This is a genomic window from Sphingopyxis sp. 22461, assembly GCF_052044915.1.
Taxonomy (GTDB): Bacteria; Pseudomonadota; Alphaproteobacteria; order Sphingomonadales; family Sphingomonadaceae; genus Sphingopyxis.
Genome location: NZ_JBQENY010000002.1, coordinates 374,885 through 394,182 on the forward strand (window position 1 = coordinate 374,885; position 19,298 = coordinate 394,182).

16 protein-coding genes are annotated in these 19,298 nt (G+C 66.4%); 13 read left to right on the forward strand and 3 right to left on the reverse strand.

Going from position 1 to position 19,298, the window contains the following annotated elements:
• Window positions 1-139 precede the first annotated feature (139 nt).
• From ACTJI5_RS04445 to ACTJI5_RS04480, 8 genes are all read left to right on the forward strand, one after another.
• Window positions 140-2,461: a catalase gene (locus ACTJI5_RS04445; protein ID WP_137892518.1), complete on the forward strand. Its 2,322-nt coding sequence runs from the start codon at window positions 140-142 to the stop codon at window positions 2,459-2,461.
• A gap of 26 nt (window positions 2,462-2,487) precedes the next feature.
• The gene (locus ACTJI5_RS04450) at window positions 2,488-3,606 is read left to right on the forward strand and encodes a glycosidase (protein ID WP_440859488.1); all 1,119 of its coding nucleotides are present in this window, start codon (window positions 2,488-2,490) and stop codon (window positions 3,604-3,606) included.
• The gene (locus ACTJI5_RS04455) at window positions 3,599-5,821 is read left to right on the forward strand and encodes a hypothetical protein (RefSeq protein ID WP_440859489.1); all 2,223 of its coding nucleotides are present in this window, start codon (window positions 3,599-3,601) and stop codon (window positions 5,819-5,821) included. The genes ACTJI5_RS04450 and ACTJI5_RS04455 overlap by 8 nt, the downstream gene beginning before the upstream one ends.
• A 130-nt stretch (window positions 5,822-5,951) precedes the next feature.
• Window positions 5,952-6,239 carry a hypothetical protein gene (locus ACTJI5_RS04460; protein WP_137892512.1) on the forward strand — a complete coding sequence of 96 codons (288 nt, stop codon included), beginning with the start codon at window positions 5,952-5,954 and terminating at the stop codon, window positions 6,237-6,239.
• Between the two features lie 10 nt (window positions 6,240-6,249).
• On the forward strand, window positions 6,250-6,573 hold the full coding sequence (locus tag ACTJI5_RS04465; protein ID WP_137892510.1) for a hypothetical protein: 324 nt from the start codon (window positions 6,250-6,252) through the stop codon (window positions 6,571-6,573).
• A complete protein-coding gene (locus tag ACTJI5_RS04470; RefSeq protein WP_137892508.1) occupies window positions 6,570-7,325 on the forward strand; it encodes an SDR family oxidoreductase in 756 nt (251 codons plus the stop codon). Before ACTJI5_RS04465 ends, ACTJI5_RS04470 begins: the two co-directional genes overlap by 4 nt.
• A gap of 20 nt (window positions 7,326-7,345) precedes the next feature.
• On the forward strand, window positions 7,346-7,924 hold the full coding sequence (locus ACTJI5_RS04475; protein ID WP_137892506.1) for a hemerythrin domain-containing protein: 579 nt from the start codon (window positions 7,346-7,348) through the stop codon (window positions 7,922-7,924).
• Between the two features lie 121 nt (window positions 7,925-8,045).
• Window positions 8,046-8,306, forward strand: a complete 261-nt coding sequence (locus ACTJI5_RS04480) for a DUF6894 family protein (RefSeq protein ID WP_054728047.1) — start codon at window positions 8,046-8,048, stop codon at window positions 8,304-8,306.
• 12 nt (window positions 8,307-8,318) lie between these two features.
• Here the strand turns inward: ACTJI5_RS04480 and ACTJI5_RS04485 are convergent, their stop codons facing one another.
• Both ACTJI5_RS04485 and ACTJI5_RS04490 read right to left on the reverse strand, forming a co-directional pair.
• A complete protein-coding gene (locus ACTJI5_RS04485) occupies window positions 8,319-9,626 on the reverse strand; it encodes a glycoside hydrolase family 130 protein (protein WP_252171047.1) in 1,308 nt (435 codons plus the stop codon).
• Window positions 9,580-11,928, reverse strand: coding sequence for a glycosyltransferase family 4 protein (locus ACTJI5_RS04490; RefSeq protein WP_440859490.1), 2,349 nt, complete (start codon window positions 11,926-11,928; stop codon window positions 9,580-9,582). The genes ACTJI5_RS04485 and ACTJI5_RS04490 overlap by 47 nt, the downstream gene beginning before the upstream one ends.
• A gap of 384 nt (window positions 11,929-12,312) precedes the next feature.
• Between ACTJI5_RS04490 and cphA the strand changes: the two genes are divergently transcribed.
• Genes cphA through ACTJI5_RS04505 form a run of 3 tightly spaced genes read left to right on the forward strand, consistent with a single transcriptional unit; the run spans window position 12,313 to window position 16,679 of the window.
• Window positions 12,313-15,042 (forward strand): cyanophycin synthetase, encoded by a 2,730-nt coding sequence (gene cphA, locus ACTJI5_RS04495; RefSeq protein WP_440859491.1) that lies wholly within the window; start codon window positions 12,313-12,315, stop codon window positions 15,040-15,042.
• Window positions 15,035-15,898, forward strand: a complete 864-nt coding sequence (locus ACTJI5_RS04500) for an isoaspartyl peptidase/L-asparaginase family protein (RefSeq protein ID WP_440859492.1) — start codon at window positions 15,035-15,037, stop codon at window positions 15,896-15,898. Before cphA ends, ACTJI5_RS04500 begins: the two co-directional genes overlap by 8 nt.
• Window positions 15,888-16,679 (forward strand): cyanophycinase, encoded by a 792-nt coding sequence (locus ACTJI5_RS04505; RefSeq protein ID WP_411339003.1) that lies wholly within the window; start codon window positions 15,888-15,890, stop codon window positions 16,677-16,679. Before ACTJI5_RS04500 ends, ACTJI5_RS04505 begins: the two co-directional genes overlap by 11 nt.
• Window positions 16,680-16,694: 15 nt before the next feature.
• Here ACTJI5_RS04505 and gntA read toward each other — a convergent pair whose 3' ends face one another.
• The gene (gene gntA, locus ACTJI5_RS04510; RefSeq protein ID WP_440859493.1) at window positions 16,695-17,381 is read right to left on the reverse strand and encodes a guanitoxin biosynthesis heme-dependent pre-guanitoxin N-hydroxylase GntA; all 687 of its coding nucleotides are present in this window, start codon (window positions 17,379-17,381) and stop codon (window positions 16,695-16,697) included.
• Window positions 17,382-17,757: 376 nt separating this feature from the next.
• On the opposite strand from gntA, the gene ACTJI5_RS04515 reads away from it, so the two are divergent.
• Window positions 17,758-18,339: an RNA polymerase sigma factor gene (locus ACTJI5_RS04515; RefSeq protein WP_294048076.1), complete on the forward strand. Its 582-nt coding sequence runs from the start codon at window positions 17,758-17,760 to the stop codon at window positions 18,337-18,339.
• Window positions 18,336-19,256, forward strand: coding sequence for a FecR family protein (locus ACTJI5_RS04520; RefSeq protein WP_440859494.1), 921 nt, complete (start codon window positions 18,336-18,338; stop codon window positions 19,254-19,256). Before ACTJI5_RS04515 ends, ACTJI5_RS04520 begins: the two co-directional genes overlap by 4 nt.
• Window positions 19,257-19,298 lie beyond the last annotated feature (42 nt).

Here is a 19,298-nt window from a genome sequence, read left to right on the forward strand (position 1 = left end):
TCGAGGTTAATCGCATGCCCGGTGCAGCAACTTTCAAAGCGCAAACTCGTTCCATCGCCGGGTCCGGAGGGCGTGCATGCACGCCCGCGGACCGCGTTCCGCCCAACTGCTGCGCCCTTCAATAAAAGCGAGATCCGCCATGGCCAAATCCCCCCCCTCCCCCGCACCCGCCCGTCCGGGCGCCGCCAAGCCGAAGCCCGGCCGCGGCCAGAGCGCCGCTGCGATTGCGGGAAAGGACATAGGCGGAGAGTCCCCGCGCAAGGCACCGCTCTTTCCCGCCGATGCGCCGATCATGCAGAGCTATGGCGAGGATCGTGGCACCGGCGGCGAGGCGCATCAGGCGGGCGCCGGCCATGCGCCGCTCACCACCCAGCATGGCGTGCCGGTCGCCGACGACCAGAACAGCCTCAAGCAGGGCGCGCGCGGCCCGACGCTGCTCGAGGATTTTCATTTCCGCGAGAAAATCTTCCATTTCGACCATGAGCGTATCCCCGAGCGCGTCGTTCATGCGCGCGGCTATGGCGCGCACGGCTATTTCGAGCTTACCGACAGCCTCGCCGACGTCAGCCGCGCCGACATCTTCCAGCGCGTCGGCGAGCGCACGCCCGCCTTCGTGCGCTTCTCGACCGTCGCGGGTTCGAAAGGCTCGTTCGACCTCGCACGCGACGTGCGCGGTTTCGCGGTGAAGCTCTACACCAAGGAAGGCAATTGGGATCTTGTCGGCAACAATATCCCCGTCTTCTTCATCCAGGATGCGATGAAATTCCCCGACCTCGTCCATTCGGTGAAGCCCGAGCCCGACCGAGCCTTCCCGCAGGCGCAATCGGCCCACGACAATTTCTGGGATTTCGTGAGCCTGATGCCCGAGAGCTTCCATATGATCATGTGGGTGATGTCTGACCGCGCGATCCCCCGCTCCTTCCGCACGATGGAAGGCTTCGGCGTCCACACCTTCCGCCTCGTCGACGCCAAGGGCAAATCGACCTTCGTCAAATTCCACTGGAAGCCCAAGCAGGGCCTCCAGTCGGTGGTGTGGAACGAGGCGGTCAAGATCAACGGCGCCGACCCCGATTTCCATCGCCGCGACCTCTGGGATGCGATCAACAGCGGCGATTTTCCCGAATGGGAACTCGGCGTTCAGCTGTTCGACGACGCCTTCGCGGACAAGTTCGAATTCGACGTGCTCGATGCGACCAAACTCATCCCCGAGGAGCAGGTGCCGATCCGCACCGTCGGCCGCCTCGTTCTCGACCGCGTCGTCGACAATTTCTTCGCCGAGACCGAGCAGGTCGCCTTCTGCACGCAGAATATCGTCCCCGGCATCGATTTCTCGAACGATCCGCTGCTGCAGGGCCGCAATTTCTCCTATCTCGACACGCAGATCAAAAGGCTCGGCGGCCCGAACTTCACTCATATCCCGATCAATGCGCCGAAATGCCCGATGGCGCATTTCCAGCAGGACGGTCATATGGCGATGCGAAACCCCGTCGGCCGCGCCAATTACGAGCCGAACAGCTGGGGACCGACCGACGGCGGCCCGCGCGAGGATCCCGCGCGCGGCTTTGCGAGCTTCGCCGAAGAGGCCGAAGGCGCCAAGCGCCGCATCCGCCCCGAGAGCTTCGCCGACCACTATAGCCAGGCGCGGCAATTCTTCGTGAGCCAGACCCCGATCGAGCAGAAGCATATCGGCGACGCGCTTGTTTTCGAGCTGTCCAAGGTCGAACGCCCCGACATTCGCGCCCGCACCGTATCGCATCTCCTCCATATCGACCGCGGCCTCGCAGCCACGGTGGCCGATGGCCTGGGGCTGCCGCCTCCGGCGCCCGCCCAGGCCGCAAAAATGCCCCTCGCCGACCTTCCCCCTTCGCGGCCGCTCAGTATCCTGCTCAACGGCCCGACGAGCTTCGCGGGACGCAAGCTCGGAATCCTCGCGACCGACGGCGCGGATGCGCGGCTCTTCAAGGCGCTGACCAAGGCGGTCGACGCCGCCGGCGCTGTCTGGGAACTCGTTGCACCGAAGATTGGCGGGATTACGCTCTCGGACGGCACGAGCGTCGCGGGCCGGCACAAGATCGACGGCGGGCCGTCCGTCCTGTTCGACGCGGTCGCGCTTCTCCCGAGCGACGATGGGGCGGCGCTGCTGGCAGGCGATGCGGCGGCGAAGGACTTCGTCAGCGACGCCTTCGCGCATTGCAAATTTATCGGCCATGGCGCCGAAGCCTCGCCTCTCTTCGCGGCCGCCGGCCTCGCCGACAAGCTCGACGAGGCCTGCATCGCGCTGGCCAAACCTGGCGATGTCACCGCCTTCCTCGATGCCTGCGTGGCGCTTCGGCACTGGCCGCGTGAAGCCGGCGTCGACCTCGACGCAAAAGGCGGAACGAAGGAGGCGGCCGAGACATCGGCATCGCGCAAGGCGGTATCCGCTCCGGCGGCGAAACCGGCTTCCAAGCCGGCACGCTGACCGGCCTGGGCGAAGGAGCGGTACTCATGCGATTCGCGACCGATCGGCTGGTCTTCGGCCCCGACGATGTCGATCTGTCGCGCTCGCCGCTTGCGGGTCAGCTCGGCCGCGAGACCTATATGCTCGGTGCCTTCAATCCGGGCCTGCTGCGCCTCGCCTCGGGCAATCTCCTGATGATGGTGCGCGTCGCCGAGGCGCTCCGGGCCCCGATCGAGGATGGTCATGTCCATTCGATCCGGTGGGAGGCTGGGCGCTACAAGGTCGATAGCTGGCCGCTCGAGCTTTGCGATACGTCGGATCCCAGAAAGTTCATGGTGCACGGCGGTAGCTGGCGGGTCATGGCACTAACCTCGCTTTCGTGGCTGCTTCCCGTCGAGCTCTCGCCCGACGGGCTCGAGATCGTCGCCGTCCATTACGACAAGGCGGTCGATCCGGGCGCGGATTTTCAATGCTATGGCGTCGAGGACGCGCGCATCAGCCGGGTCGGAACGCGCTGGCTCATGACTACCTGTTCGGTGAGCCCCGAGCGCCACTCGACAACGCTCTACAGTTCGGCGAACGGCCTCGACTGGGTCTTCGAGGGGATCGTTCTCGATCATCAGAACAAGGACATGCTGATCTTCGAGGGCCTGATCGACGGCCGCTACTGGGCGCAGACGCGGCCGCTAGGCGATCTTTACTTCGCCTATCCGCCGGGATCGAAGTGGCGCGCGGGCCCCTCGATCAACCTGGCGACCTCGCCCGATGCGCTGCACTGGAAGCCTCATGAGGCCCCCGGCATCCGTCCGCATGCCGACACGGTGGCGACCGCGCGCATCGGCGGCGGCACCCCGCCGATCCGTACTGACGCGGGATGGCTCACGCTCTGGCATGGGGTCGAGCCGAAAGAGATCGTCGGCATTTACCGCACCTACTGGTCGCTCCTCGATCTCGACGATCCCTCGGTCGTCCTCCGCACCGATCACCGGCCGCTCCTCGAGGCGAACCCCGAGCTTACGCGTCCGCTCGAAGACAAGCTCTATATACGCGATGTCGTCTTCACGACGGGCATCGCCGACGGCGGCGATCATTATGTCGTCGCGTCGGGGGAAGCCGATCTTGCCTGTCGGATCACCCATGTTCCCAAGGCCTGTTTCGGTGACTGACCAGCGCGTGGAGACGCGCCGCGACACGCCGCTGACGCCCGATCTCGTTCGCGTTCGCGGTGAGCTCGCGGCCGCTACTCCGATCGTCTCGCAGAAAATCGACGACCTCTCCGTCGAACTTGCTGCGGGCGGCGAAGCGCTCTGGCTGTTCGTCCGGCGCGCCGACAGCGGCGGCGTCGCCCTGCGCGCGGCCTCGTGGCCCGGCGCAGCGAAGGTCCGCCGCGTCAAGCGCGCGGGCGGCGAGCTCGCCCGCGTGCATGTCGAAAGTGCGATCGGCGCGCATGAGGTCGCGCTCGAGGCGCGACCCGGGCCGCTCCCCTGCCTCCGCCTTGTCTCGACACTCCGCCCCTCGGCGCCGCTGCTCCTTCCGCCGGGAGCGCGCGATTTCTTTCCGTTCGACGCCCAGGACGATCCGATGGGGACCCGCGGCACCGTCGAGGCGGTGCAACGCGGTCTCAACGCCGGGCTCCTCTATGGCGAACTTACCGACCCCGCCTTTGGTACCTTTTTCTATTTCCAGGATTTCACCGCGCTCAATCCCTATTTCCAGGCGACTGGCACCAATCCGGATGCCGCGGTGGGAGGCATCTGGCCGGGGCTGGGCTTCCGCCTTCCCGGCCAGACACTCCACACTGCCGACGAAGGCGCGCCGCTGGCGCCCGGGATCACTTATACGCTGAGCGATGCGAGGCTCGTCGTCCGCGACGGCTCTCCGGCCGACGAGCGCGACAGCGCGCGGCGATTTCTCCAGATGCTGGGCGCCGTCTATCGTTCGCTGTCTCTGCCGCCGACCGAATATCGCGACTGGCGGCAGAGGGCCGCGCGGACGGCGCGGCATCTCGGCGCCGCGCCGGAGGCGACCGTGCGCCATTATGGTCATCGGTACATCCACCCCTATACGGATGCCGAATATCCGGACGCCATGGTCCAGATGTCGATCGTGCAGGCGCTGCACGACTGGGGGAAATGGCGCGGCGAGGTTCATCCCCTCGAGGAAGAGTTCAAGGCCGGCCTCGGCAAATTTTACGATCCGAAGCTCGAGACGCTGCGCCGCTATCTGCCCAATGTCGGTGACGACAAGGATGCCGACGCCGTCGACAGCTGGTATCTCTACCACCCGCTGCTGAACCTCGGAAAACTGGCGCTCGATGGCGACCCGAAGGCGCGGCGGCTGTTTCTGAAATCGCTTCCTTATGCGATCCGCGCAGCGCGGCATTTCGCCTACAAATGGCCGATCCAGTACAAGATCGCCGACTTCTCGGTCATCACCGAAACCGCCGGAGCCGACGGGCGCGGCCAGACCGATGTCGGCGGCATCTATGCCTGGGTGATGCTCGAGGCTTTCGAGCTCACCGACGAGAAGCTGTATCTCGACGAGGCATGCGCCGCGATCGACACTGCGGTCGGTCTGGGTTTCGACATCAATTATCAGGCCAACCTCACCGCCTGGGGGGCGGCCGCCTGCATGCGCCTGTGGCGGGTCACCGGCCGCGACGTCTACCGCGAGCAGAGCTATGTCTATCTCGCGAGCTTCTTTCATCACACCGAGATCTGGGAAAGCGAGATCGGCCTCGCCGTCCATCACCGCAACTTTCTGGGCGCGACCTGTCTGCAGGACGCACCCTATATGGCGATCTACGAATGTTTCGACAGCTTCGCCGCTTTCGAACATTATCTTGCCGACAGCGGACCCGATCTCGAGCCCGCGGCCCGCATGCTGATTTCGGAATATTGCCGCTATGCGCTCGATCGGGCCTGGTTTTATTATCCCGACGCCCTGCCCGCCGAGGCCGTCTCGGACGAACAGCGCCCCGGTAACGGGCGCATCGACCCCACCCTCTCCTTCCCGGTCGAGGATCTTTATGCCGACGGTCAGCCCGCGGGCCAGGTGGGGCAGGAAATATACGGCGCCGGGGCCGCATTCATCTTCGCGACCCGCGCCTTTCACCGCGTCGACGGCGCGCCGTTCGACCTTTATTGCGATCATTTCGTCCGTGCCCTCGAGCGCATGGCGCCAGCGCGGCTCTCGCTTCGCCTCGACGGCGGTGAAGGCTGCACGGCCCGGCTCAGCTTCGTCCGGAAGAGCCGGGGCGAGCTTCCCGCGATACGCGTCGCCGCGGCGGACGGCGATGCGATCCGGCCCGACGGGAAAAGCGGCGACCGCCTCGATTTCCTCGTTCCGGCGAATGGCAGCCTCCTTCTCAGCTGGAACTGAGGCGTCCGCCACGCACGCCCGGTACAATCAGCGCAACATTTGTTAATCGGTGCGGCGCCGCGGCAACTTTGAGGCCGCCCCCCCGTTGCCCTTTCAGCCTCCCGGATTTTCTCTCAAGCTGGAGACAGACATGGCACACGCAATGACGGCGCCCCGCCGCTCGTCGGGGTTCGGAAAAATTCTCGGTATCGGCGTCCTCGGGGCGCTCTTCTGGTTCACGCGCAAGCAGGCGCCGGCCGATGCGAAGGACGACGGCCATTCGGCGGCCTTCGCCGATGGCGAGACGCATCCCGAAAATTTCGATCAGACCCGCTCGGCGGGACCGGACGGCATGCGCGACGAGGTAAGGCGTGAGTGGGACCGCGTCGACCAGGCCGCCGACGAATCCTTCCCGAGCAGCGATCCGCCGGCTTACTGAGGGGCTGACGATGAACGCTCCCGTCACCGGCCAAGTCGCGGCAGTAACATCGAACGGCCCGGCGCCCACACGCAAGCCGACGCTCATGCTGCACTATGACGAGGATCATATCGGCCTCGAGAAGCGCCTCCTCTTCGAGGCGGCGAGCCCCGCAAGCGCGCTTGATATCGCCGCCGGCGAAGCGGCAGGCCGCTCGGCACGGCTGTTCATCGACGGCACGCCGCTCTGCAGCCTGCTCAAGGCCGACGATGACAATCCCTACTGGATTGTCGCCGCGCCGACAGCGCGAACGAGAGCCGATCCCGCCTCCGCGACCTTCGAGGAAAAGCCATGATCGATGAAGCAGACGCGCACACCGAGGCCCCCGACATCAAGGGCCGGCGGGCGATCATAACCGGGGGCACGACCGGGATCGGCCGCGCGATCGCGGTCCTCTTGGCAAGTTACGGCGTCAAAGTGTTCGTCTGCGGCCGTACCCCCGAACATCTGGAGGATGCGCTGCAGCGCATCCGCGAAGTGGGCGAAGGCGGCGGGATCAACGTCGATCTTTCAATGGCGGAAGATGTCGACCGGTTTTTCGAGGCAGCGCGAGACTTTCTCGGCGAAATCGACATCGCGGTGATCAACGCCGCCGTCCCGGCGGCGGCGCTTGCCGACGCAGGCGAGAGTGAGGCGCGCTACCAGCTCGAGACCGACTTCACCGCCTATCTCGTCTGCGCCCAGGAAGCGGCGCGCTGCATGTCGGCGGGCAGCGACATCATTATGATCGGATCGATGACCGCGGTGTCGCGCGGTCCGGGCAGCTCGATCTACGTCGCGGCGAAAAGCGGCATACAGGGCTTCGTCCAGTCGTTCCGCAAGGAGCTGGCGGAGCAGGATATCAAGGTCGGACTGATCGAGCCCGGGTTTACCGGTGCCGACTTCCAATATCCCGAATTCCCGCCCGAGAAGCAGAAGGAACTGATCGGCAAGCATCAGATGCTTCGCGCCGAGGACATCGCAGTCGCGGCCCACTTCATGCTCGTTCAGCCCCGACGCACGGCGGTATCGCTCATCCGCGTCGAGACCCGCCTCGATCATCCCTGACCTTTCGAAGGAGCCTTCCCATGTCCCTCAACATTTTCGCCAACGCGCGCCAGCCGCTGGGCAACCCGGTATTCCTGCTCGGTGCGGCCGCGGCGGGATTTGCCGTCGGTCTCGTCGCCAATCTCGGCCGCAAGGCCGCGGTGCAGAGCCTCACCGCGCTCAAGGGACAGTGGGACGAGGGCCTCAAGGCCGAACACCGTTTGACGATGACGCTGTTCGACGCACTCGAGGCGACTGACGAAAGCGACGTCAAAAAGCGAAAGGCGCTGCTCGTCCAGCTCCAGCACGCGCTCGCCAAACATGCGGTCGAAGAGGAGAATGTCGTCTATCCGGCGATGCGCGACCATGGCCAGATCGAGGACGCCGACAAGCTCGTTCACGACCATGGCTATGTGAAGCAATATCTTTTCGACCTCTCGGAAATGGACGCCGCCGACCCCGCCTGGATCGCCAAGGTCCGCGAATTTCGCAGCCAGATCGAGGCGCATGTCGAGGAAGAGGAACAGCGCCTTTTCCCCCGCCTCAGGGCTGCGCTCGGCGACGAAGGCAACAAACATGTGACCGCGGTGATGAACAAGGCTGGATTTGCCGCCGCCTGAACGCCATAGGCGGGCATGAGGCCCGCCCGATCGGCATGTGTCGTGGTGCAGTGACGAAGGGGCGGTGGCCGGATCGAAACCCTAGGCAGACTTGTGAGTTGCCGAAGGTGGGAGAAGTTGGATGCCCCGTTATTATTTCCACAGCAGCAGCGGCCAGCGCGAACTCGACGACGAAGGCGTCGATCTGCCCGACACGGCCGCAGCCCGGGTCGAAGCCGCCCGCTATGCTGGTCATCTCCTCGGCGACAATCCCGAACTCATCAACGATGTCGATACGCTGCGGATCGAGGTGACCGACGAGGATGGCTGCCTGTGTTGCGCCGTGCTCGTCGCATCGGTCGATGCCAGGCGGAAGATCGAGCGTCCCGCGCCCTTCAAATAAGGCGCCTGGCCTCTAACGCATGCTCGCGAGCAGCCGCTCGATCGGCGTCGTCGCAAAACCGATCGCGCTGTCCGAAATCCCGTAAGGTATGAACAGGTCCCCACCGACGCGCATCGCGCCGCAGGTATAGACCACATTCGGCACATAGCCCTCGCGGTCGCTCTCGGCGGCCGATAGGATCGGGCACTCGGTGCGCGCGATGAGTTTGGTCGGATCGTCGCGGTCGAGCAAGGCCGCGCCAAGGCTGTATTTGCGCATCGCACCGACGCCGTGCGTGAGAAGGATCCAGCCCTCGTCGCATTCGATCGGGCTGCCGCAATTGCCCATCTGGATGAGCTCCCACGCATAGGCGGGACGCATGAGGATCTGTCCCTCGTCGTCCCAGTCGGTGAGACTGTCCGACGCGATGATGGTGATATTCTTGCCGTCCTGCCGCGCGATCATGAGATAGCGGCCGCCGACCTTGCGCGGAAACAGCGCCATGCCCTTGTGGCGCGCGGCGCGCCCCGACAGTGGTTCGAGCGAGAAGCCCGAGAAATCGGTCGTGCGCAGGAGCTCCGAGCGGATCGCCTGCCCCGAATAGGCCGTATAAGTGCCGATATATTCGGTACGCCCGTCGTCGTGCACGAAGGGCACCAGACGCAGATCCTCGATGCCGCCGCGCTGCGCCTCGGTCATCGGAAAGAGAACGCTGTTCGAGATCGCACTGTCGGGCTGACGGTGGACATTCACCTTGCCGTCATCGCCAAGCCGATGGCGGTCGTCGGCAACCGCCGCCATCGCGGGCCCCGACTGGGGCCAAAGCGTGAAGTCGCCGCCCTCGCCGATGATTCCCTCGCGGAAGGCGACCGAGCTGATATGGCCCTCGCCCACCGCGCGCATCGACATGAGAAAGCGCTGCTGGTCTGCGGCAAGCCCGCTCTGGTCGGGATGCGGGACGACGCTCGGGTTCATGAGCGCGGCGGCGGCATAGCTATATTCGTGGCAGAAATAGGCGCCGATCAGCCGCCGCTTGACGGGCGAGACGATGGCGGGATCGAGCTCCAGATCTTCCGCGACCTCGGCGAAGCGTTCGTCGAAGATTCGCCCGATCTGCCAGTGGCGCTCGGAAAAATCCTTCCACACGAGGCCGAGCTGTGCCTCGGCCTCCTCCTCGTCCATCGCCAATATGTCGGCGGCGAGCTGCGCCGCCCGCGATGGTTCGGACACATTGGACTGCCAGGCGAGGTGGAAGGGCCTGAGCACGACCCGCGCGGGGTCGGCCGCAAGCTTCTCATGAAGAATGTGCAGCGGCGTGTGGTTCGGATTGCAGATCAACATCGCTGGCGCTGGTGTCCTTCGCTATCCCCCGCGTCCAGAATGTATCGGCCATCGCGCGGTGCGCAAGGTGAAAAGCCAGCGCGGACTCGGCCCCGACATTCGAATTGACCCCGTGACGGGTCAGCCCGTCGCAGCAGCGCCCCGTTGCCGAGCTCGCTATCACCGCGCCGCGGTCGTTCGCGCCGAGAAACCAGCCATAGGCCCGCTCGGCCCGGTCATGCCAGCGCAGCTTGCCCGTCAAGCGGTAGGCGGCGGCGGCGGCATCGACTGTCGCCCAGGCTTCGAGCGGCTGTTGATCGAACGGAAAAAGCTCGCCCTCGGCGCCGAAGCCTTCGCAGCCCATCGGACGGAAATGCCCCTCGCTGCTCGTCTGGATGTCGCAGAGCCAGTCGAGCGCCCCGATGCCGGCCTCTTCCATCGGAACGGAATCCAGCCGTCGGCCGGCGCGCAGGAGCGCCTCGGCGAGACGCGCATTGTCATAGGCGAGAGCGGGTTCGAACCACTCCCAGCCGCTCCGCCGCGCGCTGCGCCAGAGCGCGTGCAGGAAGGCGCCGCCGCGCTCGACGATCGCGCCTGCCGCGGCATGCCCCGGCTCGCGCGCCAGGAGTTCGTCGGCTCCGAGAAGTGCGAACGCGATCGCGCGCGGACTTTTGAGGTCGGCTGCCAAGCGGGCGGTGCGCGAAAACAATCCCGCGCACCATGCGCGGAGTTCCGGCGTGCGCGCGTGCGCTGCGCCATGGCCAAGCGCCCAGAGCGTTCGCCCGTTGCTGTCTTCGGATCCTTCATCCTCGAGCCAGCGCCGGTCATAGGCCATGAAGTTGCGGAAGCGCCCGCGATCGGGGTTCCAACCATGGTGAAGGAAGGCGGCGTAGCGCGCGAAGAGCAGGCCATATTCCTCCTCGCCGAGCGACGCGCTCGCATTGACGAGCATCAGCGCGCGCGCATTGTCGTCGATGCAATAGCCGTGATTTCGGTCGGGAATGAGCCCCGTCCCGTGCTGCAATATGCCGACATCGTCCGAGAGCGCGCGGATCGCGGCGAAGGAGGGGAACATCCGCCGCGGCTCGCGCCGCGCCGGCACGGCCGCGACGTTTTCGATCAGCGATGCAAAGCGCGCCGCGATGACCGGCCAGGCGGTAGACCGGCCGCGCGCATAGGCGCGCTCCTGGAGCGCGCGCCGTTCGCCTGGGTGTGCGAGGAGGAGAAGCACTGCCTCGGCAATCGCGTCGCTGTCGGCCCCGCCGAGCAGGATGCCCACGTCGTCGGCGAGCAGTTCGCGTGCATGCACAAAGGGCGTCGATACGACCGCGCGGCCGAGCGCCACCGCATAGGCGAGCGTACCCGAGGTGATCTGCGCGAGATTGGGATAAGGCGCGAGATAGATATCGCATAGCTCGATCTGTTCGAGGAGTTCGGGCAGGTCGAGAAAGCGGTTCTCCCAGGCGATATTGTCCGCGACGCCGAGCTCCCCGGCGAGGTCGGCAAGGCTCTGCCGATAGGCTTCCCCCTCGGCAGCGACGAGATTGGGATGGGTGGCGCCGACGATCCGATAGAGAATGTCGGGATATTGGGCGGCAATCGCCGGCAGCGCGCGGATGGCCGCTTCCAGCCCCTTGCCCGGCCCGAGGAGGCCGAAGGTCGAAACGACCGGACGGCCCGCAAGGCCGAGCCGCTCGCGAAGCGGCGAACATGCCTCGAAGGCCCGGTCGGGGGTGCCATGCTCGATGAGCTCGATGCGCTCCGCCTTCGCGCCATAGATTCGGATCAGCGTCTCGCGGCCGAAGGCGCTCATCACGACGAGCTTCGCCGCCTTCGCGACGAGATGCTCCATCACGCGCCGCTGGTCGGCGCTCGGCTCGGCGAGGATGGTATGGAAGGTGACGATCAGCGGCGCCGCAACGCGGTCGACGAGCCCCAGCACCATGTCGCCTGCGGGACCCCCGAAAATCCCGAACTCATGCTGGAGCCAGACCGCGTCGGCGCCGCTTACGTTGATCGCCTCCGCTGCGGCGCGATAGCCGTCAGCATCGCGCTCGTCGATTCCGCGGGCGGCCGCTGAATCGCTCGCATCGCCCGGCCTGGCTGCCATCGCATAGACATCGATCGCCATGTCGGGACGCGCGGTCGTCAGATGGTCGTAAATGTCGGCGGTGAAGGTCGCGATCCCGCACTGGCGCGGCCGGAAACAGCCGATGAGCGCGAGGTGCCGGGCGCGCGCGGCAATACCGGCAACGGGCCCGCCGTGGCGGCTCTCTTCATTGTCGAATGCGGTAAGGAAGCTGGTCTCGCTGTCGAATTTCATCGTTGTGCCTTCTGTCCGGTCCCCCCGAATGAAGAACAGGCGCGCGCATCGACCTTGCTCTTCTTCCCCTCGAGACGGGTTTCAGAGGAGAACGGTCGAGCCCGAAGGGCGCGCCCCGCTCTGGCAGGAGATGCGTCATCGCCTGCTTCCCCAACGCGCCCCCGCGCGTGCAGTTGCCGACCCGCCGGCAACAATCGCCATGATCCAGGTTAACCCCGGCAACCGGGCCCAGCCGCTCGCGTTGGCAGCTGCAGGACCCAACCCAAGGACAAGCATGCCGCCCTTCCCCCTCTCCCCTCCCGGCCCCATCTTCTCGCGCGCCCCGGCTCGAACCGCGCCCCTCGAGCGCGGCAACCGGTCGCTGCCCTCTGCAAGGCCGGCGCATTGAGTTCCGCCCAGCTGCACGTGCTCGAACGCTCGGTCTATAGCGGCCCCAACCTCTACAGCCGGCGTCCGATGATCCGGATCCGCGTCGATCTCGGGATCCTCGACGATTATCCGAGCGACCGCCTCCCGGGTTTTGGCGACGCCCTGCAATCGCTGCTTCCCGGCCTCGCGGGCCATGGCTGCAGCTATGGCGCGCCTGGCGGCTTTCTCCGCCGGCTCGCCGACGGAACCCGGCTCGGCCATATCATCGAACATGTGGCGATCGAGCTGCAGACCAGCGCCGGGGCCGCGGTCACGAGGGGCAAGACGCGCAGGGTGCGCGGCAAGCCGGGCCAATATGACATTCTCTACTGCTACGCCGATGCGCCGAGCGGCCTTGCCGCCGGGCGGGCAGCCATAGAACTCGTGAACGCGCTGCTTCCGACTGCGATGCAGGGTGCCGAGGGGCTCGATCGTATCGCCCCGGAATTGGACGGCAGAGCGCTCGATACAGACAGGAGAGTGGGCGCGCTTCGAGCGATCGTCCGCACGAACGGGCTCGGCCCCAGCACCGCGGCGCTTGTCGCCGAAGCGCGGCGCCGGCATATCCCCGTCCTGCGGCTCGACAAGGCAAGTCTCATCCAGCTCGGCACCGGTCACCGCCAGCGCCGCATCCGCGCGAGCGTGACCGGCGCGACGTCGCTGATCGGCGCCGAACTCGCCGCCAACAAGCAGGCGGCGAAGGAAATGCTCGCGAGCATCGGCATCCCGGTACCGGCCGGCGAACTCGTGCGGACGGCGCCGGAGGCGGAGCGCGCCGCGGCAAAACTGGGCTGGCCGGTCGTCGTCAAACCGCTCGACGGCAATCAGGGCCGCGGCGTCACCACTTGTGTCGCCGACGATGGCGCGCTCCGCGATGCCTTCGAACGAGCGCAATGCATCGCGCCGCGCGTCATCGTCGAGCGCCAGCTCATCGGCACCGATCACCGCATTCTCGTCGTCGGCAAGGCGGTGGTCGCGGTGGCCGAGCGCGTCGCCGCGCATGTGACCGGCGATGGCAGGAGCAGCATCTCCAGGCTGATCGAGGCGGTAAACGATGATCCGCGCCGCGGCGTCGGTCATGAGGCCGTGCTCACCCGGATCCGCATCGACGCCGCGCTCGAGGCCTTGCTTGCCGAGGCGAACTTTACGCTCGCGAGCGTTCCCGAAGCCGGCGAAATCGTCATGCTTCGCGGCGCGGCCAACCTCTCGACCGGCGGCAGCGCGATCGACCGGACCGATGCCATCCACCCCGAAAATGCAGCGATCGCGATCGACGCCGCCGCGGCGCTCGGCCTCGACGTCGCCGGCATCGACATGATCGTACCCGATATCGCGAAAAGCGCCCGCGAAACGGGCGGAGGCATCGTCGAAGTCAATGCCGCGCCCGGGCTTCGCATGCATCTTGCGCCGTCCGAAGGGACAGCGCGCGACGTCGCGCGGCCGATCATCGCCTCGCTCTTTCCGAAGGGAAGCAAGAGCCGCATCCCCATTTTCGCGGTCACCGGGACGAACGGCAAGACGACGACCGTGCGCATGCTCGCCCGGATCCTCGAACAGCATGGCCTCACCACCGGCTTCACCTGCACGTCGGGCGTCTATGTCGGCGAGACCCGCAGCACAGGGGGCGACGCAAGCGGCCCGAAGAGCGCGCGCATGCTCCTGCGCCATCCCCGCGTCGAAGCGGCGGTTCTCGAGACCGCGCGCGGCGGGATGCTGCGTGAGGGGCTCGCCTTCGACGCGTGCGACGTGGGGGCAGTCCTTAATGTCACGCCCGACCATCTCGGCCTCAAGGGCATCGAGACGCTCGCCGACCTGGCGCGCGTCAAAGCGATCGTTGCCCGCAACGTCAAAAAGAGCGGCGCCTGCGTTCTCAACGCCGCCGACCCGCTCACCGTGCGGATGGCACGCCGGGCCCGCGGACGGATCGTCTGGTTCACCGGCGGAGCGGTAGCGGCTGCGTTGGCACCGATCCAAGCGCATCTCGAGAGCGGCGGACTGGCGGTAAGCTGCGAGCGCGGAACGCTCATGCTACACCGGGGCAGCGAATCCATGCCGATCATTCCCTTCGCGAATATTCCGGTGACGCTGAACGGGACGGCCCGGTTCAATGTCGAGAATGCCGCCGCGGCCGCCGCGATGGCCGCCGCCTATGGGATTGCTCCGGGTATGATCGTCTCAGCCCTCGCATCCTTTCGCCCAAGCTTCGAGGATTCGCCGGGGCGTCTCAGCCTTGCCGAGGCGCACGGGGTAAGGATCGTCGTCGATTATGCCCATAACCGCGCCGCGCTCACCGCGCTCGCCGAGTTGCTCAGCTCGATGCGCGGCGACAGCGACGCCCGTGTGATCGGAATGATCGGCATCCCGGGCGACCGGCGCGATTGCGATCTCGTCGATATCGGCGCTCTCTCGGGCGGGATGTTCGACGTCCTGATGCTGCGCGAGAATGTTGACCTCAGGGGACGCCCACCCGGCGAAGCCAATGCCCTGATGCGCAAGGGCGCCCTCGCAGCGGGGCTCGATGCGGCCGCGATCGGTATGCACGATGGTGAGTATGACGCTGCCTCGGCTTGCCTTGCGGCCGCGCGCCCCGGCGATATCGTGGTGCTCACGCCGACCGACGTCGACGGGATATGGAGGATCGTCGAAGCCTGGGCGGCGGGCGCCGGTCCTGAGGACGCCCGGTTGCTGGAGGCGGCGCATGGCTGACGGTCGTTGGGCGATCGCGGTCCACGGCGGAGCGTGCCGGATCCCGCCAGCGCTGCAGGCACCGCGCCGCGAGGGGTGCGCGGCAGCGTTGGAAGCCGGCAGGATGATATTGGAGCGCGGCGGCAGCGCGCTCGAGGCGGTCAAGACCGCGGTCTGCCTGCTCGAGGATGATCCGCTGTTCAACGCCGGCCGGGGATCGGTGGCGAATGCCGACGGCGAGGTCGAGATGGACGCGGGTATCATGGATGGCGCCACGCTCGACGTCGGGGCGGTCGCTTGCGTGCGGCTCCTCTACAATCCCGTCGAAGCGGCGCATGCCATGCTTCGCGAGCCGCCCGTGCTCCTCGTCGGTGCCGGCGCCGAGGCGTTCGCACGATCGAGCGGTATCGCGGAATCCATGGAAGCCATGCGCCCGGCGACAGCGGGCGAGAGCGACCATGATACGGTCGGCTGCGTTGCGCGCGACCGGGCGGGACATGTTGCCGCGGCGACATCGACCGGCGGACTGGCGGGCACGCTCGCCGGGCGCGTCGGCGACGCACCGCTTCCCGGCTGCGGCTTCTATGCCGAGGACGGCATCGGCGCGGTGTCGCTTTCGGGAGACGGCGAGGCGATCGCACGGACGCTGCTTGCCGCGCGCGTGATGCGCGCGCTCGAGACAACGGGCGCCAGCGCGGCGGTTACAACTATTTTCGAGCCGATGGCGCGCCTCCGAGCCGAGGCGGGCGTCATCCTTCTCGACCGCGACGGCGCGATCGGCATCGCGCACAATAGTCCGCATTTCGCCGCCGCCTATGCCCGCGAGGGAATGTCCGCGGTTTCCGACATCGTCTGGAAGGATCACCATGCCCATTAATCGCGGCCCCCTTTTCGTGATCGGCGGCCATGAAGACAAGGATGGCAGCCGCAAGATACTCGGTGCAATCGCTGCTGAGTTGGGCCAAGGCACGCTCGTCATTGCCACTATCGCCAGCGCGAAGCGCGATGGATATTTCGAGGCCTATTGCGAGGGCTTTGCGCCGCTTGGGATCGGCCGGCTCGTCGAGCTTTACCTCGACGATCGGGATCAAGCCCGGGATCCGGCGCGCGTACGGATGATCGACCAGGCCGACGGTATCTTCTTCACCGGCGGCGACCAGTCGCGCCTCGTGAGCCTCACCGGAGACACGCCCATCGAGGCGGCCATTCACGCGCTCCACGATCGCGGGGGACTTATCGCGGGAACGTCGGCGGGAGCCTCGGCGCAGGGCGAAACGATGCTCATCGGCGGAAGCGGTGAAGAGACGCCGCGCATCGACGATATCGAACTGGCGCCGGGGCTTGGCCTCATCCGCGACTGCATCATCGACCAGCATTTCGCGGAGCGCGGGCGCATCGGGCGGCTTCTCGGCGCGGTCAGCCGTCGTCCCGACTGTCTCGGAATCGGGATCGACGAGGACACCGCGCTCCGGATCGAGGCCGGCACCGCGCAGGTGATCGGAAGCGGCGGCGTCACGATCGTCGACGCGTCGCAGGCGAGCCATTCCGCCGCGGCGGGCGCGTCGACCGGCGGCATCGTGTCGCTTCACGGCGCGACGCTTCACGCGCTTCGCGATGGGGAGAGTTTCGACCTGGCGCCGCGCCGCCCGGCAAAATAGGCTGCGCAGAGGCGCTCAGGGCGCCGCGTTACGTCCGGAGAAGGGACACCGCCAATCGGGTCCGACAGCCCGCCCCGAATATTGTCGTGCCTCCGACACATCGCCGTGACGGGCAAGCATGGGGTTCGCGTTGCCGGCGAGGGCGACGTCGCGTGCGATGATCTTGCTGCGCATCCTCTCATAGACGTCGGTCTCGCGGAGCTTCTCGAACTGGTCGTGCAGGTTGAACACCAGCGCGGGGCGTTCGAAGCGGCGAGCGGGACGGCTGGCTCGGGGGTGGAGCCCGACGACGAAAAAGGCCTCGCCGCCGAAGCTCAACGAGAAGTGCGGGTCATCAGGGCTGTGACTGACGCGTGGATCTGGCGGCTGGCCCGCCCAGTCGTCCTTCCGGCTCAGCGAGTCGATACGCTCCCACAGGCATGTCTCGAACGCTTGCTCGTCGAGCCCACCATCCTCCTCGAAGATCACCACGAGCGAATGGAATAGGCTCGGCGAGCGCGCATAACTCCAGGCGAGATCGAGGAGATTGGGGTAGATGCGCAAATCGTCCCAAGCCGAGCGCATGTCGCGGCCGACGACGAAGCGGATCTGGCTTCGCGCCAGCGCCGACTTCGCTCCGACGCACGGAAAATCCGCCGAACGGATGAAGGCCTGGAAGCGTTGAGCCAGAGGATGGGAACTGTCGTCGGTTGGTGGTAGCATGCTGCTGAAACCGACCTCTCTTGCCGCGGTTGCAGCAAGTTAACCTGGGTTGCGTCGATTCCGCCGTCATCGCCTCGCCGGCGCGCACGCTGTCTTCAAGCCGCTGGCATGGAGATGGATTCATATTGGACGAAGTTGCGCGACACTGACTTGCCCTGCCGCTACGGCGAGCTATGCTTGCCCTGCATCGGGCAAGAAGGCGCACGGTGCCGAGACGTAAGAATCTCGTTCGGAAGCCTTATGATATTCCCATCCGCTGCCGGGTGGCCGACGCGTATGTCCAGGCCCTCGGGCTAAAGGCGGCGGCGCATATTTCCGAATATGTTCTTACCTCCCGGCACACCTGCCTCTCGGCTCGACCGGTAGGCGATGGCAAATGGATTTCGAAGACGACCCCTCAAATCGGCGCGCTCTGTCGTCGGGCGATCCGCTGCCGCCGGGCGATTGGGAAGGCGCTGGCGCGGCCGGTCGCGCGGAAGCGATCTATGCGGCCGAACGGCGTTATGTGACCGCGATCTTCCGGCGCAGCGTACCGCCGCACGAGGTGCCCGACCTCGTGCAGGAGACATTCCGCCGCCTCTTCAGCGCAAAGGGAACGGGAACAGGGCTCCTCCAGGCGTCGCGGGCCTATGTCGCGACTGCAGCACGGGCGATCCTCAAGAACCGGGCTCGTTCCGGGGTTCGCAACCAGACCCACGCCCACCATAGTTTCGAGGACCATGACGTCGCGGGTCCCGATCCCCATGCCGCGCTCGAACACCGCGACACGCTGCGCCGCGTCGAGGACGCCATCGCAAGGCTGAATCCAACCACTCGGGATGTATTCCTGATGCAAACTTTCGACGATCTCAGCTATTCCGAGATCGCACGAATCAAAGGCATAAGCGAAAAAGCCGTGGAAAATCATCTCGTCAAAGCCCGGATGGCCATTCGCAAGGCGCGAGACACGCAATCGTGAGGTCCGTCGAGCGCGAAGCGGCCGAATGGGCCGTGCGGATGCGCGGAACACCGTCCGAGGCCGACCGCGAGGCCTTCGAGCAATGGTATGCGAAGCCCGGCAATGCCGAGGCCTTTGCTATGTCCGAGGATGATGTCGCGGTGGCTCGCACGGCATCGCGCGCCCGTATCGATGCGAAGGCGCGGACCGAACACAGATCGACCGGCGGTTTCCGCTGGGCCGTCGCGACGATCGCCGCGGTCGGCATCGCCCTCGCCTTCGCCTGGCACATGGCGCGTCAAAGCGACACGCCCCAGATAGCAGCTGGTCCCATGCTGCCCGGCCAGCTTCGTCTCGCCGATGGCTCCACCGTGACGCTGACGGACGGCGCCTGGGCCGAGCCGCAATTCTCCGAGACCGAGCGCCGGATCCGCTTGCACGGCGGCCGCGCACGCTTCGATGTTGCGCACGACAGCGCCCGCCCCTTCATCGTCGTCGCCGGCATCTCCGAGACGAAAGCCCTCGGCACGGTGTTCGAGGTCGATGCGCGCTCGAACGCCCCCAAGGTCAAACTCGTGCGCGGCTCGGTGGAAGTTCGCCTCGGCGGGACGGCAAAGATTGTCCGCCTCGCCCCCGGCGAGAGTGCCGAAGTCTCGGAAAGCGGTCCACGCCTCATCCCGGCGATGAGCAGTCCGGTGCCGACAGCGGAACCGGCGAAGATGCTTGCCGCCGACGGACTTCCGCTCGGCGCGGTGATCGAAGCGGCGAATAAAGTGAACTCGAGACCGATCCGCCTCGCGGATCCCGCCCTCACCTCGCTCCCGGTGACAGGCCGTTTTGATGTAACCAACGGCGCAAGCCTTGCCCGCAAGCTCGCCGCGGCATTGGGGCTCCAAGCGACCGACGGACCGGACGCGATCACGCTCAGCAAAAAATAATTCCCATCGGAGAGGGGGGAAATCTCCTTTCCGGTGTTTTGC